General features: G+C 68.5%; 14 protein-coding genes. 6 read left to right on the plus strand and 8 right to left on the minus strand.

Going from position 1 to position 15305, the window contains the following annotated elements; translation table 11 throughout:
* Nucleotides 1-19: 19 nt before the first annotated feature.
* From hutU to hutI, 4 genes are read right to left on the minus strand one after another with little or no spacing between them, the layout of a single operon-like run.
* Nucleotides 20-1687: a urocanate hydratase gene (gene hutU / locus HH110_RS04170; protein WP_176988503.1), complete on the minus strand. Its 1668-nt coding sequence runs from the start codon at nucleotides 1685-1687 to the stop codon at nucleotides 20-22.
* A complete protein-coding gene (gene hutG / locus HH110_RS04175; RefSeq protein WP_176988504.1) occupies nucleotides 1684-2517 on the minus strand; it encodes an N-formylglutamate deformylase in 834 nt (277 codons plus the stop codon). Before hutG ends, hutU begins: the two co-directional genes overlap by 4 nt.
* Nucleotides 2514-4055 (minus strand): histidine ammonia-lyase, encoded by a 1542-nt coding sequence (gene hutH / locus HH110_RS04180; protein ID WP_176988505.1) that lies wholly within the window; start codon nucleotides 4053-4055, stop codon nucleotides 2514-2516. The genes hutG and hutH overlap by 4 nt, the downstream gene beginning before the upstream one ends.
* Before the next feature lie 23 nt (nucleotides 4056-4078).
* Nucleotides 4079-5278 (minus strand): imidazolonepropionase, encoded by a 1200-nt coding sequence (gene hutI, locus HH110_RS04185; protein WP_176988506.1) that lies wholly within the window; start codon nucleotides 5276-5278, stop codon nucleotides 4079-4081.
* A 63-nt stretch (nucleotides 5279-5341) separates the two neighbouring features.
* Between hutI and HH110_RS04190 the strand changes: the two genes are divergently transcribed.
* The gene (locus tag HH110_RS04190) at nucleotides 5342-6718 is read left to right on the plus strand and encodes a formimidoylglutamate deiminase (RefSeq protein WP_176988507.1); all 1377 of its coding nucleotides are present in this window, start codon (nucleotides 5342-5344) and stop codon (nucleotides 6716-6718) included.
* A 27-nt stretch (nucleotides 6719-6745) separates the two neighbouring features.
* Nucleotides 6746-7474, plus strand: a complete 729-nt coding sequence (gene hutC, locus HH110_RS04195; protein WP_176988508.1) for a histidine utilization repressor — start codon at nucleotides 6746-6748, stop codon at nucleotides 7472-7474.
* 3 nt (nucleotides 7475-7477) lie between these two features.
* Here the strand turns inward: hutC and HH110_RS04200 are convergent, their stop codons facing one another.
* From HH110_RS04200 to HH110_RS04210, 3 genes are all read right to left on the minus strand, one after another.
* Nucleotides 7478-8503 (minus strand): restriction endonuclease, encoded by a 1026-nt coding sequence (locus tag HH110_RS04200; RefSeq protein WP_176988509.1) that lies wholly within the window; start codon nucleotides 8501-8503, stop codon nucleotides 7478-7480.
* A 261-nt stretch (nucleotides 8504-8764) separates the two neighbouring features.
* Nucleotides 8765-9259, minus strand: coding sequence for a phasin family protein (locus HH110_RS04205; protein ID WP_176988510.1), 495 nt, complete (start codon nucleotides 9257-9259; stop codon nucleotides 8765-8767).
* 98 nt (nucleotides 9260-9357) lie between these two features.
* On the minus strand, nucleotides 9358-9633 hold the full coding sequence (locus tag HH110_RS04210; protein ID WP_176988511.1) for a polyhydroxyalkanoic acid system family protein: 276 nt from the start codon (nucleotides 9631-9633) through the stop codon (nucleotides 9358-9360).
* Between the two features lie 121 nt (nucleotides 9634-9754).
* On the opposite strand from HH110_RS04210, the gene HH110_RS04215 reads away from it, so the two are divergent.
* From HH110_RS04215 to aroA, 4 genes are all read left to right on the plus strand, one after another.
* The gene (locus HH110_RS04215) at nucleotides 9755-10555 is read left to right on the plus strand and encodes an FHA domain-containing protein (RefSeq protein WP_176988512.1); all 801 of its coding nucleotides are present in this window, start codon (nucleotides 9755-9757) and stop codon (nucleotides 10553-10555) included.
* Between the two features lie 136 nt (nucleotides 10556-10691).
* Nucleotides 10692-11777 (plus strand): 3-phosphoserine/phosphohydroxythreonine transaminase, encoded by a 1086-nt coding sequence (serC, locus tag HH110_RS04220; protein ID WP_176988513.1) that lies wholly within the window; start codon nucleotides 10692-10694, stop codon nucleotides 11775-11777.
* A 52-nt stretch (nucleotides 11778-11829) separates the two neighbouring features.
* The gene (gene pheA, locus HH110_RS04225; RefSeq protein WP_176988514.1) at nucleotides 11830-13029 is read left to right on the plus strand and encodes a prephenate dehydratase; all 1200 of its coding nucleotides are present in this window, start codon (nucleotides 11830-11832) and stop codon (nucleotides 13027-13029) included.
* A 117-nt stretch (nucleotides 13030-13146) separates the two neighbouring features.
* Nucleotides 13147-14460, plus strand: coding sequence for a 3-phosphoshikimate 1-carboxyvinyltransferase (gene aroA / locus HH110_RS04230; RefSeq protein WP_176988515.1), 1314 nt, complete (start codon nucleotides 13147-13149; stop codon nucleotides 14458-14460).
* A gap of 160 nt (nucleotides 14461-14620) precedes the next feature.
* Here aroA and HH110_RS04235 read toward each other — a convergent pair whose 3' ends face one another.
* Nucleotides 14621-15199 carry an energy transducer TonB gene (locus HH110_RS04235; protein ID WP_176988516.1) on the minus strand — a complete coding sequence of 193 codons (579 nt, stop codon included), beginning with the start codon at nucleotides 15197-15199 and terminating at the stop codon, nucleotides 14621-14623.
* Between the last annotated feature and the right edge of the window lie 106 nt (nucleotides 15200-15305).

Here is a 15305-nt window from a genome sequence, read left to right on the forward strand (position 1 = left end):
CGGCCGGGGCCCTCCCGGATCAGCCCAGAATCCCAGGCAGATCCAGCCCCTTCTCCTTCGCGCAGTCCACCGCGATCTCATACCCCGCATCGGCATGCCGCATCACGCCCGTGGCCGGGTCGTTCCACAGCACGCGTGCGATGCGCTTGGCCGCGGCCTCGGTGCCATCGCAGACGATGACCATGCCGGCATGCTGCGAGAAGCCCATGCCGACGCCGCCGCCATGATGCAGCGACACCCAGGTGGCGCCGCTGGCGGTGTTGAGCAGGGCGTTGAGCAGCGGCCAGTCGGACACCGCATCGGAGCCGTCCTGCATGGCCTCGGTTTCGCGGTTGGGCGAGGCGACGCTGCCCGAATCCAGATGGTCGCGGCCGATCACCACCGGCGCCTTCAGTTCGCCATTGGCGACCATTTCGTTGAAGGCCAGACCGAGTCGATCACGATCGCCCAGGCCGACCCAGCAGATGCGCGCAGGCAGGCCCTGGAACTTGATCTTCTCGGCGGCCATGTCGAGCCAGCGATGCAGGTGCGGGTTGTCCGGGATCAGTTCCTTGACCTTGGCATCTGTCTTGGCGATGTCCTCCGGATCGCCGCTCAGCGCGGCCCAGCGGAACGGGCCGATGCCGCGGCAGAACAGCGGGCGGATGTAGGCGGGCACGAAGCCGGGGAAGTCGAAGGCATCTTCCACGCCTTCTTCCAGCGCCATCTGGCGCAGGTTGTTGCCGTAGTCCACCGTCGGTACGCCGAGCGAGTGGAAGCCGAGCATGGCGCGGATGTGGTTGGCCATCGACTCGCGCGCGGCCGCTTCCACTTCCTTCGGCGCCGAGACGCGCTTGGCGTCCCATTCCTCCACCGTCCAGCCCTGCGGCAGGTAGCCGTTGACCGGGTCGTGCGCGGAAGTCTGGTCGGTCAGCAGGTCCGGCTTCACGCCGCGGATCAGCAGCTCGTCCAGCACGTCGGCAACGTTGCCGAGCAGGCCGACCGAGAGCGGCTTCTTCGCGGTGCAGGATTCCTCGATCAGGCGCAGCGCTTCGTCGAGGTCATCGGTCCAGGTGTCGAGATACCCGGTGCGCAGCCGCATCTCGATGCTGCTCTTGCGGCATTCCACCGCGAGGCAGGAAGCCCCGGCCATCACCGCGGCCAGCGGCTGCGCGCCGCCCATGCCGCCCAGCCCACCGGTGAACAGCCATTTGCCGGCCAGGCTGCCGTTGTAGTGCTGGCGGCCCATTTCCACGAAGGTCTCGTAAGTGCCCTGCACGATGCCCTGGGCGCCGATGTAGATCCAGCTGCCCGCGGTCATCTGGCCGTACATCGCCAGGCCCTTCTTGTCGAGCTCGTTGAAGTGGTCCCAGTTGGCCCAGCGCGGCACCAGGTTGGAGTTGGCGATCAGCACGCGCGGGGCATCGACATGGGTGCGGAACACGCCGACCGGCTTGCCGGACTGGACCAGCAGGGTCTGGTCATCCTCGAGCCGCTGCAGGGTCTCGATGATCTTGTCGTAGCTCTCCCAGTCGCGCGCGGCGCGGCCGATGCCGCCGTAGACCACCAGCTCCTGCGGGCGCTCGGCCACGTCCGGGTGCAGGTTGTTCATCAGCATGCGCAGCGGGGCTTCGGTCAGCCAGCTCTTGCAGGTCAGCGTGGTGCCGGTCGGGGCGAGGATGGTGCGGGTGGAATCGAGACGGGTCATGCAGCACTCCGGGACGTAGCGAAGTCGAGACAGGCATCGAGCACCTGCTGCAGCGTGGCGCGCAGCGGGGCGGCGTGATCGGGATCCAATGGCGTGGGCCAGCTGTGCTCATCCACGGCCTCGGGCTCGTGCATGTAGCCGCGGCAGGCCAGCTCCATCTGCAGCGTGTGCACGCCGCCCGGGATGTCGCTGTAATGGCGGGTGATGTAGCCGCCCTTGAAGCGGCCGTTGCGCACATGGCTCATGCCGCTCATCGCGCACAGGTTGTCGACGACGTCGGTCAAGGCGTTGTCGCAGGTGGTATCGCCGTTGGTGCCGAGGTTGAACTGCGGCAGCTGGCCATCGAACAGGTGCGGGATGTGCGAGCGGATCGAGTGCGCGTCGTACACCACCACGGTGCCGTGCCTGGCCCGCAGGCGCGCGATCTCCGCGGCCAGCGCATCGTGGTACGGCACGAACCAGGTATCGCGGCGGCGCGCGATCTCGGCCGCGTCCGGACCGTGGCCATCCCGGTACAACGGCTGGTTGTCGAAGGTGGTCAGCGGACACAGGCCGGTGGTGTTCTGGCCCGGGTACAGCGAGGTGCCGCTGGGGTCGCGGTTGACGTCGATGACCGAGCGCGACACCGCCGTGCGCACCGTGGTGGCGCCCATCTGCTGCGCGAAGGCATACAGCTCGTGTACCCACCAGTCGGCGTCGCGGCGGGCCAGCCACGGCGACAGGAACTGCGAGGCCAGTGCATCCGGGAGTTCGGTGCCGGTATGCGGGAAGCTGACGATCAACGGCACGTCGCCGCGGTGGATCTGCAGCCAGTCTGGATACGCGGTCATGACAGCGGCTCCAGGGGCGGCAGGATGTCGCCGAGGCCTTCAGCGAGCACGCCGCCGCGCACCAGGTTAGTGGCGGCGACCATGTCCGGATGGAAATAGCGGTCGTCCTCCAGCGTCGGCACCTGCGCGCGCAGGCGCTGGCGGACCGCTTCCAGCGCGTTGCTGGAGCGCAGCGGGGCGTGGAAATCGCAGCCCTGCGCGGCGGCGAGCAGCTCGATGCCGATCACGTTGGCGGCGTTTTCGGCCATCGCCATCAGGCGGCGCGCACCGTGTGCGGCCATCGAGACGTGGTCTTCCTGGTTGGCCGAGGTCGGGATCGAGTCCACGCTGGCCGGATAGGCGCGCTGCTTGTTTTCCGAGACCAGCGCAGCGGCGGTGACCTGCGGAATCATGAAGCCGGAGTTGAGGCCGGGCTTCGGGGTGAGGAAGGCGGGCAGGCCAGACAGCGCCGGGTCGACCAGCATCGCGGTGCGGCGCTCGCTGATCGAGCCGATCTCGCATACCGCCATCGCCAGCATGTCCGCCGCGAAGGCGACCGGCTCGGCGTGGAAGTTGCCGCCGCTCAGCGCCTCGTTGGTATCGGTGAACACCAGCGGATTGTCGGAGACACCGTTGGCTTCGATCGCCAGCGTGGTGGCCGCCTGGCGCATCACGTCGAACGCGGCGCCCATCACCTGCGGCTGGCAGCGCAGGCAGTACGGATCCTGCACGCGCACATCGTTGTCGCGGTGCGATTCGCGGATCGCCGAGCCCTGCATCAGGGTGCGCAGCGCGGCGGCGGTGGCGATCTGCCCGCGCTGGCCACGGATGCTGTGGATGCGCGGGTCGAACGGCGTGTCCGAGCCCTTGGCCGCTTCGACCGAGAGCGCGCCGGTGACCAGCGCCGCACGGAACACGGTGTCGATCGCGAACAGGCCGGCCAGTGCGTAGGCGGTGGAGTACTGGGTGCCGTTGAGCAGCGCCAGGCCTTCCTTCGCGCCGAGCACCAGCGGGGCCAGGCCGACCTTGGCCAGCGCCTCGGCAGCCGGCAGGCGCTCGCCATCGACGAAGGCTTCGCCGACACCGATCATCACGCTCGCCAAATGCGAGAGCGGGGCCAGATCGCCCGAGGCGCCGACCGAGCCCTGGCACGGAATGACCGGAATGAAGTCGTGCTGCAGGAACGCTTCCAGCAGGGCCAGCGTCTGCGGGCGGATACCCGAGGCGCCCTGGGCCAGGCTGGCCAGCTTCAGCGCCATCATCAGGCGCACCACGGGGGCCGGCATCGGCTCGCCGACGCCGGCCGCATGCGAGAGCACGATATTGCGCTGCAGGGTTTCCAGATCCTCGCGCTCGATACGCACGCTGGCCAGCTTGCCGAAGCCGGTGTTGATGCCATACACCGGGGCGCCCTTGGCGACGATGTCGGCCACCGTCTGCGCACTGCGCAGCACGGCCGCGGCCGAGGCCGGGTCCAGCCGCACCCGCGCGCCATCGTGGATGGCGCGCCATTGCGCCAGGGTCACGGCGCCGGGGTGCAGGGTCAGGGTAGTGCTCATGGAATCTCCAGACATCACAGGGTTCATGCGGGTTGGCCGCGCATCACGCGGGCGTGCAGGGGGTTGAAGCCCATGCGGTAGACAAGGTCGGCAGGCGCCTCGATGTCCCACAGGGCGAGGTTGCAGTCCAGGCCGACCGCCAGCCGGCCGATCCGGTCCTGCCGGCCCAGTGCACGTGCCGCTTCGCGGGTGAACCCGGCGATGCATTCGTCCACGGTCATGCGGAACAGGGTGGCGGCCATGTTCATCGCCAGCAGCGGGCTGGTCAGCGGCGACGTGCCCGGGTTGGAATCGGTGGCCAGTGCCAGTGGCACCCCGGCCGCGCGCAGTGCGGGGATCGGGGGCAGGGTGGTGTCGCGGGTGAAGTAGAACGCGCCCGGCAGCAGCACCGCCACGGTGCCGGCGCTGCGCATCGCGGCGATGCCGTCGGCGTCGAGGTGTTCGATATGGTCGGCCGACAGGGCACCATGGCGCGCCGCCAGGGCAGCACCGTGCTGGTTGCTGAGCTGCTCGGCGTGGATCTTGATCGCCAGCCCGTGCTGCTGCGCGGCGACGAAGACCTGTTCGGCCTGCGCGGCGCTGAAGGCGATGTTCTCGCAGAACACGTCCACCGCTTCGGCCAGTCCGGCGGCCGCAACGGCCGGAATCATGACGTTGCAGACCTCGTCGATGTACTCCTGCGCCTCGCGGCCCGGCGGAATCGCATGCGCGCCGAGGAAGGTCGGCACGATCTCGACCGCGCGCCGGCGGCCCAGCTCGCGCGCGACCTGCAGCTGCTTGGTCTCATCGGCCAGGGTCAGCCCGTAACCGGATTTGATCTCGAGCGTGGTGATGCCTTCGGCCAGCATGGCATCCAGCCGCGGCAGGCTGGCGGCCAGCAGGTCGGCCTCGCTGGCGGCGCGGGTGGCGCGCACGGTGGAGACGATGCCGCCGCCGGCGCGGGCGATGTCGGCATAGCTCACCCCCTGCAGGCGCTGCTCGAACTCGCCGGCACGGTTGCCGGCATAGACCAGATGGGTATGGCAGTCGATCAGGCCGGGGCTGATCCAGCGCCCGGCGCAGTCGATGCGCTGGGCCGCCTGCAGATGATCGGCCGAACCCGCCGCCCCCACATGCACGATGCGGCCATCGGTGGCGGCGATGACGCCATCCTCGATCACGCCCAGGCCCGGGCCGTCGACGGTGATCAGGTTGGCGTGGTACCAGAGGGTGTCACAGTGCATGGCAGCAACCACATCGGTGTATATGTCTATACAATATAGGCGCCTCTTCCGGGATGTCCAGTGATGCCAGCCAACCCCGCACCGATCCTTCGTTTCCATGCTGCCCACGCGCTGCTGCCACACGGCTGGGCGCGCGATGTGCGCATCCTCAGCCAGGGCGGCAGGCTTATCGAGGTGACCGAAGGTGCGTCGGCCGAACCGGGTGATACCGCGCTGGCGATCGCGCTGCCGGGCCTGGGCAACCTGCACAGCCACGCCTTCCAGCGCGGCATGGCCGGGCTGACCGAGATCGGCGGCAACAGCGGCGACAGCTTCTGGAGCTGGCGCGAGCTCATGTACCGTTTCCTGGCGCATCTGCAGCCCGAGGCCATGCAGGCGATCGCCGAGCAGGCCTATGTGGAAATGCTGGAATCCGGCTTCACCCGGGTCGGTGAGTTCCATTACCTGCACCACGGGCCGGATGGGGTGCCGTATGCCAACCGCGCCGAGATGGCCGAACGCATCGCCGCCGCAGCCCACTCCAGTGGCATCGGCCTGACCCTGTTGCCGGTGTTCTACGCGCATGCCGATTTCGGTGGCGCCGCGCCGAACCCGGCCCAGCGCCGTTTGATCCACGACGTCGACGGTTTTGCTGAACTGCTGCAGGGCTGCACGCGCGCGCTGCAGGGCCAGGACGATGCGGTGCTCGGTTTCGCCCCGCACAGCCTGCGCGCGGTGACCGGCGAGGAGCTGTCGGCGCTGCTGCCGCTCAACCAGGGGCCCGTCCACATCCACATCGCCGAACAGACCCGCGAGGTCGATGCCTGCGTGGCCTGGAGTGGCATGCGCCCGGTGCAGTGGCTGTACGAGCACGCCCCGGTGGATGCGCGCTGGTGCCTGGTCCACGCCACCCACATCACCGAGGCGGAGATGCAGCGGATCGTGGGCAGCCGTGCGGTGGCCGGGCTGTGCCCGATCACCGAGGCGAACCTGGGCGACGGGCTGTTCCCGATGCAGGCCTTCGCGCGTGCCGGTGGCCGGTTCGGCGTGGGCTCGGACTCCAACGTGCTGATCGACGCGGCCGAAGAGCTGCGCCTGCTCGAGTACGGCCAGCGCCTGCAGCTGCAAGGCCGCAACGTGCTGGCGCCGGGCGATGGTCAGTCCACCGGCCGCTGGCTGTACGAACAGTCGTTGAACGGTGCCGCGCAGGCCCTGGGCGTGCGCACCGGGCTGCAGGCCGGCGCGCCGGCCGACCTGGTCGAACTCGATCCGGACCACCCGGCGCTGATCGCCCGCGACGGTGATGCCTTGCTTGACAGCTGGGTGTTCGCCGCACGTAATGGCGCCGTGCGATCGGTGTGGCGCCAAGGGCGCCAGTTGGTCCGTGACGGTCGCCACCCGCAACGCGAGGCGGTGGCCGCACGGTTCGCCGCGGCACTTCGACCGTTGTTGGGGGTCTGATCCGACCCTCCCATGCAGGAATCCAGAGTGACGGGCAAGAAAGCAGCAACCCTCAATCAGCGCATCCGTGCTGATCTGGAAAGCCGCATCCTCAGTGGACAGTGGGAGCCTGGCTTCCGCATCCCCTACGAACACGAGCTGATGGAGCAGTACGGCTGCTCGCGGATGACCGTGAACAAGGTACTGACCGCGCTGGCCGAGAGCGGCATGATCGAGCGCCGCCGCCGTGCGGGCTCGTTCGTCGCGCGCCAGCCGCCGCACCTGGAACAGGTGGCGCTGGAGATTCCCGACATCGCCATGGCAGTGCAGGCGCGTGGCCATGTCTACGGTTACCAGCTGCTCGAGCGCGCCTACCGGCTGCCGCGTGAGCACGTGGCCGAAGAAACCGCGCTGTCCGGGAGTGAGAAGCTGCTGGCGATCCGCTGCCTGCATCTGGCCGATGGCCGGCCGTTGGCGCTGGAGCACCGCCTGATCAGCCCGGTCGGCGTGCCGGAGGTGCTGGCGGTGGACTTCGAGACGACGGCGCCGGGCAGCTGGCTGCTGCAGAACGTCTCGTGGACACGCGCCCAGCACCGGATCAGCGCCTGGGGCGCCGATGACGCGGCAGCGACGCTGCTGCAGGTCAAACCCGGCACGGCGTGCCTGGTCATCGACCGCCTCACCTGGCGCGGCGAGCAGCCGATCACCTGCGTGCGGCAGATGTTCCTTGGCGATGCCTACGATCTGGTCGCCCGGTTCTCGCCGGGCGCGCGCTGAGCCTTACAGCGTCGTGCACTGCCGCCAGCGGACCGGCTCATCCACGCCCGGGCGCGGGTTGAGCTGGATGCGCACGGTGCGCAGCGCCGGATAGCGGACCACTTCCTCGCAGATCAGCGGCCAGATCGTGTCGATCTCGCCGGTGCGGTTGATCGCCAGCGTCTGCCGGGTCAGCCAGATGCCGCTGGCCACGCCGGGACGGTTGGCGACCTTGCGGGAGAGTTCCTGCTGATACCGGTCCAGCGTCGCGTTGTCCGGGTTCGCTTCCATCGCAGACGGGACAGCATCGGCGGCGCGGTTTTCTGCGCTGCCCGGGGCTGCCGTCGCTGCAGCAGGGGGCTGTGTGCCGACCGTTGCGGGGGCATCCGCCGCGGCAGATGGAGCGGCGGCAGGTGCGGCCACCGCGGTTTCGTCGTCGGACCAGTCTTTTTCCAGCCCGGCGGTCAGCGAGCCCAGCCCGACCAGCAGGCCCAGCGTCACCGCCCCCAGCGCTGCGATCGAGATGTGGCGGATCGCCTCGCCACGGGCGCCGGCCTCTACCCGGGCTTCCATGTCGCCCGGCAGGTAAGGCTTCAGCAGCGGCCACAGCAACGGGCCGTCGAGCACCTCCACCCCCTGCTTTTCAGCGGCGATGCGACCGTCGCGTTCGACCTTGCCCTCGGTGATCAGGATCCCGCCACGGGCACCGGCCAGGCGCGCGGCGGCGCCCAGCTCGTTCACCGCCGCCGTGCCGATCCGGTAGGCGCGACCGTGCTTGCACGACAGCAGCCAGCGTTGCGGGCCATCGTGCATCAGGAAATCGCTGCGCGGTTCGCGGCTGTCGGCGGCCTCGTCGGGCACGTCCTGCAGGCCGCGCTGCTCGTGCATCGCACGCCGCACGATCAGGGAAAACTCGCGCCAGTGCATGCCGGCCAGGGCATTCAGGCCGAGCTGGGTCTCCTTGCGCTTCCGTTTGATCAGCCAGAAGTAGGCCGTGGCCACGAACCAGACGATGAGGGCCAACAGCAGGGCCAGGATCCAGGAGAGCATGCAGGGGATATGAACAGGGAAGTGCGACAGACAGTTTATATGCGCCTTTGCACGTCTGCGGCGCGTCGTTTCCGGGGCGTTTCGCATCCGGCGATCACGTCAGTGACGGCGGTCTCACTTTGCGCCGATCCGCCCACCGGCCGCCCACAAAAAACCCGCCAATCCAGAGCCGTGAGGGGAGGGAACAAACGGCGGTGGAAGCGATTGGCGGGTCGGTTTCGATTGTCAACAAAGTTCTGCTGCTTTGCAACAATCGAGGGATCAGGCGTCGGAGGTGGGCGACTGGTGGGTGCCCGGGGACGGTGCGCCGGACGGCGAGGCATTGCGGGCCTCGGCCCGGTTGACCCGGGTGTTCAGCGCATCGATGCGGGCGTTGAGCGCGGCGACATCCTCGGCGGTCGGGATGTGCAGGCGCTTGAGCACGCCCTGGACCCGGTCATCGAAGGCCTTCTCGACCTTGTCCCAGGTGCCGCTGGCTTTCTCGCGGGCCTCGCCGAGGTGCTCCTCGACATTGTCGCGCCAGCGCGGCGCATCGCCGGTCTGCTCGCGGTTGCGGGCCTCGATGTTCTCGCCTTCCTTGACCAGGTTGTCGAAGACGCGGCTGCCTTCGGCCTGCGCACGCCCGAAGGCGCCCAGGCCCGCCAGCCAGATCTGCTGGGCCGAGTCGGTCAGCTTGCGCGAGAAGCGCTCGGCCTGATCCTGCAGCGAGGGCTTCTCGCCTGGGATGCGATCGTCGAAGTCGTTGGGTGAATTCATGGGGCGATCCCTTGGGTGGACACCCCTGGATCGTATGCATCGCCGGCTTCAAGCGATGTGATGGCCGGCGCCTGTGCGACGCCGGGCCGTGCGTCGGTTCAGCCGAGCTTTTCCTTGAGCACGCGCTGGATCTCGCTCTCCACCATGCCCTTCATCGCCGACAGCAGGAAGCCGAGCTTGGCGGTGACCTGCACCTGGCCGGGCTGCAGGGCGATCTCGCCGTCCACGCCGGAGCCGCTGAAGTTCAGCACGTCGCCGACCCAGTTCGATTGCAGGCCGAAACGCTCGGACAATTTGGCGGCGACGTCTTCGATGGCCTGGCGCGCATTTTCAGCGGGCAGGGAATGGGGATGACGGATATCGATGCTGGACATGCGGACTCCTGGCGGACAACAGCGCGGATTTGGGCGTGCATTGTGCGCATCCTCAGGCACAACTCCAAGGTCTGCGTCACACTTCTTCTTCCCTGACATTCAACCTGCTAGGCTGCGCCGCGTGCAGAACCTGCTAGTTCACTTCACTCAACGCCAACACCCCGACCAGCCGCTGCGGCCCGGGGTGCAGCGCATCGTGCGTCATGCTTCGGGCACTGTCCGGCTTGGCGATGACACCCCCGGCACCCTGCTGCTGGCCCAGTTCTGCCTGGACGACCGTGGCCTGTGGCTGCAGGTGGCCAACGGCATCCGTGGCATCCACGTCAACGGCCGCCCCGTGCGCCGGATGGCGCTGCTGCGCGCCGGCGACGCCGTCTACGCCGATGGCGTGGAGATGGTGGTGCAGGGCGACTGCGAGGCGCTGGTCCATGCGCCGCCGCGCAGCGACGATGGCGGCGACGACCAGCGCCTGCTGCGCGGGGTCGGCGGCCAGCACCACGGGCGCAGTTTCACCCTCGACCGCCCGCGCGTGATCGGGCGCGGGCCCGAGGCGGACATCGTCATCGACGACCCGGCCTTCGCCGAGCAGCACGCGCGCCTGGAACAGCACGGCGAGCGCCTGCTGCTGCGCGACCTGGGCGCAGGCGAGTCCACGCGGGTCAATGGCGTCACCGTTCGCCATTGCTGGCTGCAGCCCGGCGACCAGCTGGTCTTCGATGCCCAGCACCGCTTCGTGCTCGAAGTGCCGCACGACGGCCGCAAGCGCATCGTGATCGAGGAAGAGGACGATGGCTTCGAAGCACGCCAGCGCCCGGAACCGGTCGCTGCGCCCAAGCGCGTGAGTCGCTGGCCGTGGCTGCTGGCCAGTGCACTGCTGCTGGCGGCCGCCCTTAGTGGCCTCCTCTGGTTCGGGGCGAGGTAGTGCCGGCCGCTGGCCGGCAACCAGGCACGCCCGGCGCGGGTCATTAGATTCGTTTGCAACCAAATTCGCCTTGTCCTGCAAGGCCTAAAGGCTGGTGCGCTGCGGCATACTAGGGGTCTTGCCCCATAGGTGTGACATGACGCGCGCGTTCAATTTCAGTGCCGGCCCTGCAACCCTGCCGGAATCGGTCCTGCGCCAGGCGCAGGAAGAGATGTTGGAGTGGAACGGCGCGGGCGCCTCCATTGTCGAAATGAGCCACCGCGGCCCGGAGTTCATGGCCGTCGCCGCCCAGGCCGAGGCCGATCTGCGCCGCCTGATCGGCATCCCGGACGACTACGCGGTGCTGTTCCTGGCCGGTGGCGCGACCACGCAGCAGGCCCTGCTCGCGCTCAACTTCGCCCAGCCCGGCCAGACCGTGGATTACGTGCTCACCGGGCACTGGGGCAAGACCGCGATCAAGCAGGTCAGCCCCTATGTCACGGTCAATGTCGCCGCGAGCAGCGAGGCCAACGGCTTCCACGACATCCCGGCGCGGGCCGGTTGGCAGCTCTCCGATGACGCGGCCTACGTGCACATCACCGCCAACGAAACCATCCACGGCGTCGAGTTCCGTGACACCCCGGACGTGGGTGACGTGCCGCTGTTCGCCGATTTCAGCTCCTCGATCGCCAGCGAGCCGCTGGATGTCAGCAGATACGGCCTGATCTATGCCGGCGCGCAGAAGAACCTCGGCCCGGTCGGCGTGTCGGTGGTGATCGTGCGCCGCGACCTGCTCGAACGCACTGGCCAGCCACGTGCGGACATCTTCGATTACCGCTCGCACGTTGCCCGCGACTCCATGCTCAACACGCCGCCGACCTGGAACTGGTACCTGGCCGGGCTGGTGTTCCAGTGGATGCTGGCCGAAGGTGGCGTGGAAGAATTCGCACGCCGCAACGCGGTCAAGTCGGGCCTGATCTACGAGGCGATCGACCAGTCCGGCGGCTTCTACCGCAATGAAGTCGTCCCGGCCGCCCGCTCGCGCATGAACATCCCGTTCTTCCTGCCTGACGAGGCGCTCAACGCGCGTTTCGTCAGTGAATCCAAAGCCGCCGGCCTGCTGGCGCTGAAGGGTCACAAGGCGGTCGGCGGCATCCGTGCTTCGCTGTACAACGCCATGCCGGTGGAGGGCGCGCAGGCGCTGGCCGCCTTCATGCGCGATTTCCAGCAGCGCAACGGCTGACGCATTCGTTTTCCCCGGGGCGCTCGCCGCCCCACTGCACCGGAACCCCCAGATGGCCACCAAACCCGCCAAGCCCAAGGCCGCCACGCCGGCGCCGAGCACGTCCACCTCGGCTGCACCTGCGAAGAAGAAGGCCAAGGCCGCCAAGCGCGATGCTGCGCCGGCCGTTGCCGCGCCCGTGCTGTCGGACGTGCGCGCCAAGATCGACCATATCGACCGCAGCATCCAGGCGCTGATCGCCGAACGCGCCAACTTCGCCCACCAGGTCGGCAAGGCCAAGGGCAAGCTCGCCGCGGCCGTGGATTACTATCGCCCCGAGCGCGAAGCGCAGGTGCTGCGCATGGTGGTGGACCGCAACGAAGGCCCGCTCAGCGATGAAGTGCTGGTCCACGTCTACCGGGAAATCATGTCCGCCTGCCTGGCCCAGCAGGAACCGCTGAAGATCGGTTACCTCGGCCCGGAAGGCACCTTCAGCCAGCAGGCGGTGCTCAAGCATTTCGGCCGCTCCGCGCTGGGCCTGCCGCTGGCCAGCATCGAAGAAGTCTTCCAGGAAGTGGAAGCAGGCAACGCCGATTTCGGCGTGGTGCCGGTGGAAAACTCGGGGCAGGGCACGATCCAGATCACGCTGGACATGTTCCTGACCTCCAACCTGAAGATCTGCGGTGAAGTGGAGCTGCGCGTGCAGCAGTACCTGATGTCGCGCAGTGGCCGGCTGGAGGATGTCGAGCGCGTGTATGGCCACCCGCAGTCGTTCATGCAGACCTCTTCGTGGCTGCGCGCCAATCTGCCGAAGGCCGAGAAGATTCCGGTCTCCAGCAACGCCGAGGGCGCACGCCGCGCCCGCAATGCTGAAGATGCCGCCGCCATCGGTGGCGAGAGCGCCGGGCATGTGTATGGCCTGAAGAAGGTGGTGACCAAGCCGATCCAGAACGACGCGGACAACACCACGCGCTTTCTGGTCATCGGCCGCAACATCTTCCCGACCTCCGGCCACGACCGCACCTCGGTGCTGGTGTTCATCCACGACAAGCCCGGTGCGCTGTTCGACGTGCTCAGCCCGTTCGCGCGGCATGGCATCAGCATGAACCGGATCGAGTCGCGTCCGTCGCACAACGCCAAGTGGGAATATGGCTTCTTCATCGATCTGGCTGGCCATGTCGAGGACGAGGCGATGCAGGCGGCCCTGGCCGAACTGAAAGCCCACTCGGCACAGATCAAGATCCTCGGCTCCTATCCGGTCGCCGTGCCCTGATCCGAACGGCGCAGCCGCCTCGCGCGCTGCGCCTGGTCCGGCGCCCCTCTGGGCGCTGCGGCCCCTCCCGCACTCTGTTGCATCGCCGCCGCGGCGGCCCGCCCCATAGGACTTCCGATGACCGCTTCTCCGTACTGGATCGCCCACAAGGGCCAGCCCCTGCAGGGCAGCCTGACCATTCCCGGCGACAAGTCCGTCTCGCACCGTTCGGTGATGTTCGCCGCGCTGGCCGATGGCGTCTCGCGTATTGACGGTTTCCTGGAAGGCGAAGACACCCGCGCCACGGCGGCGATCTTCGCGCAGATGGGCGTGCGCATCGACACCCCGTCGCCCTCGCAGCGCGTCGTGCATGGCGTCGGCGTGGATGGACTGAAGGCGCCGAGCGCCCCGCTGGACTGCGGCAACGCCGGCACCGGCATGCGCCTGCTGGCGGGCCTGCTGGCTGCACAGTCCTTCGATTCGGTGATGGTCGGCGATGAATCGCTGTCGCGTCGTCCGATGCGCCGCGTGACCGGTCCGCTGGCCGAGATGGGCGCGAAGATCGACACCGAGGCCGACGGCACGCCGCCGCTGCGGGTGCACGGTGGCCAAGCGCTGCGCGGCATTGCATTCGCCTCCCCGGTGGCGAGCGCGCAGGTCAAATCCGCGGTGCTGCTGGCCGGTCTCTATGCCGACGGCGAGACATCGGTCACCGAGCCGCACCCGACCCGCGATTACAGCGAGCGCATGCTGCGCGCGTTCGGCGTGGACATCGAGTTCTCGCCGGGCAAGGCCCGCCTGCGTGGCGGCCAGCGCCTGCGCCCGACCGATATCGTGGTGCCCGCCGATTTCTCCTCGGCGGCGTTCTTCCTGGTGGCGGCGAGCGTGATTCCAGGCTCCGCGCTGCGCCTGCGTGCGGTCGGCCTCAACCCGCGCCGCACCGGCCTGCTGGCCGCGCTGCGGCTGATGGGGGCCGATATAACCGAAGAGAACCATGCCGAGCAGGGTGGGGAAGCGGTGGCCGATCTGGTGGTGCGCCATGCGCCGCTGCACGGCGCCGAGATTCCCGAAGCGCTGGTGCCGGACATGATCGACGAGTTCCCGGCGTTGTTCGTGGCTGCTGCCGCCGCACAGGGCAACACCGTGGTGCGCGGTGCGGCCGAACTGCGGGTCAAGGAGTCGGATCGTCTTGCCGCGATGGCGACCGGCCTGCGCACGCTGGGCGTGCAGGTGAACGAAACCGAGGACGGCGCGACCATCCACGGTGGCGGCGTGCTGGGCAGCGGCACCATCGAAAGCCACGGCGACCACCGCATCGCGATGGCCTTCGCGATTGCCGGCCAGCTCAGCAGCGGCGAAGTACGGGTCAATGACATCGCCAACGTGGCGACGTCCTTCCCCGATTTCGATGGCCTGGCGACCGGTGCGGGCTTCGGGCTTCGCGCCGGCTGAGATAATGCCGGGTTCTGCCGCTGCTGCGTCCAGATGTCGGGTATGCGTGGTTGCCGGGCAGCGCCCGGCACTACCTTGACCTCGCGCCGTCGCGGCGCTTCGCAGAACAAAAAAGGGAGGCCATTGGCCTCCCTTTTCGTTCCGGCCTCAGCGCATCAGGTTAGCGCTCGGTGCGGAAATCCACCGGCACGCGAACCACGCTGGCCACGGCGCGGCCGTTGTGCATCGCCGGCTCGAACTTCCAGTCGCGCACGGTGGTCAGCACCGCGCGATCCAGGTCGCGGTCACGCGTGCCGCTGCGCTGCACGATGTTGGCTTCGGTCACCTGGCCGCGGGTATCCACGTTGAGGCTGGCCACCACGCTGCCCTCCACGCCGCTGCGCAGGGCAGTACGCGGGTAAGCCGGCTTCACGTTGCTTGCCAGCGGACGGGCCTCGCGGTTGCGCACAGCCGGGGTCGCCTTGCGCTGATCGGCGGCCGGTGCGGCCTGGCGTGCAGCCGGGGCGGGCGTCGTCGCGACGGGTGCGGTTTCAGTGGCCGGCAACATACGCTGGCCCACCGGTGCATCGTTGGTATCGCCCGGGGTGGCATAGCGCAGCCACACCAGCGCGGCGGCGAACATCGCCACGATCAACGCGACCCACAACCAGGGCGACGTGCGGCGGTTATGGGGCTCATCGATCACGTCGCGCTGACGCTGCGGCGAGCGGGGCATGTCCGGGGCATGGGTAACACTCATGGCTGACTCCTGGTGTCGATGTGACACCTGCAGTCTTGCCTGTACCCGGTTGCGGATGTGTCAGCGCACCGTCAACGCGATGACTGCATTCCCATCGAGGTTCAGT

Source organism: Stenotrophomonas sp. SAM-B, assembly GCF_013387485.1.
Lineage (GTDB): Bacteria > Pseudomonadota > Gammaproteobacteria > Xanthomonadales > Xanthomonadaceae > Stenotrophomonas > Stenotrophomonas maltophilia_AA.

What these genes read in the sequence shown, in the direction of transcription:
- aroA (WP_176988515.1), top strand. Translation starts at nt 13,147, where the DNA reads ATGACCGCTTCTCCGTACTGGATCGCCCACAAGGGCCAGCCCCTGCAG.
- HH110_RS04200 (WP_176988509.1), bottom strand. Translation starts at nt 8,503, where the DNA reads ATGCTCTCCTGGATCCTGGCCCTGCTGTTGGCCCTCATCGTCTGGTTC.
- HH110_RS04190 (WP_176988507.1), top strand. Translation starts at nt 5,342, where the DNA reads ATGCCAGCCAACCCCGCACCGATCCTTCGTTTCCATGCTGCCCACGCG.
- pheA (WP_176988514.1), top strand. Translation starts at nt 11,830, where the DNA reads ATGGCCACCAAACCCGCCAAGCCCAAGGCCGCCACGCCGGCGCCGAGC.
- serC (WP_176988513.1), top strand. Translation starts at nt 10,692, where the DNA reads ATGACGCGCGCGTTCAATTTCAGTGCCGGCCCTGCAACCCTGCCGGAA.
- hutI (WP_176988506.1), bottom strand. Translation starts at nt 5,278, where the DNA reads ATGCACTGTGACACCCTCTGGTACCACGCCAACCTGATCACCGTCGAC.
- HH110_RS04205 (WP_176988510.1), bottom strand. Translation starts at nt 9,259, where the DNA reads ATGAATTCACCCAACGACTTCGACGATCGCATCCCAGGCGAGAAGCCC.
- HH110_RS04235 (WP_176988516.1), bottom strand. Translation starts at nt 15,199, where the DNA reads ATGAGTGTTACCCATGCCCCGGACATGCCCCGCTCGCCGCAGCGTCAG.
- hutG (WP_176988504.1), bottom strand. Translation starts at nt 2,517, where the DNA reads ATGACCGCGTATCCAGACTGGCTGCAGATCCACCGCGGCGACGTGCCG.
- HH110_RS04210 (WP_176988511.1), bottom strand. Translation starts at nt 9,633, where the DNA reads ATGTCCAGCATCGATATCCGTCATCCCCATTCCCTGCCCGCTGAAAAT.
- hutH (WP_176988505.1), bottom strand. Translation starts at nt 4,055, where the DNA reads ATGAGCACTACCCTGACCCTGCACCCCGGCGCCGTGACCCTGGCGCAA.
- hutU (WP_176988503.1), bottom strand. Translation starts at nt 1,687, where the DNA reads ATGACCCGTCTCGATTCCACCCGCACCATCCTCGCCCCGACCGGCACC.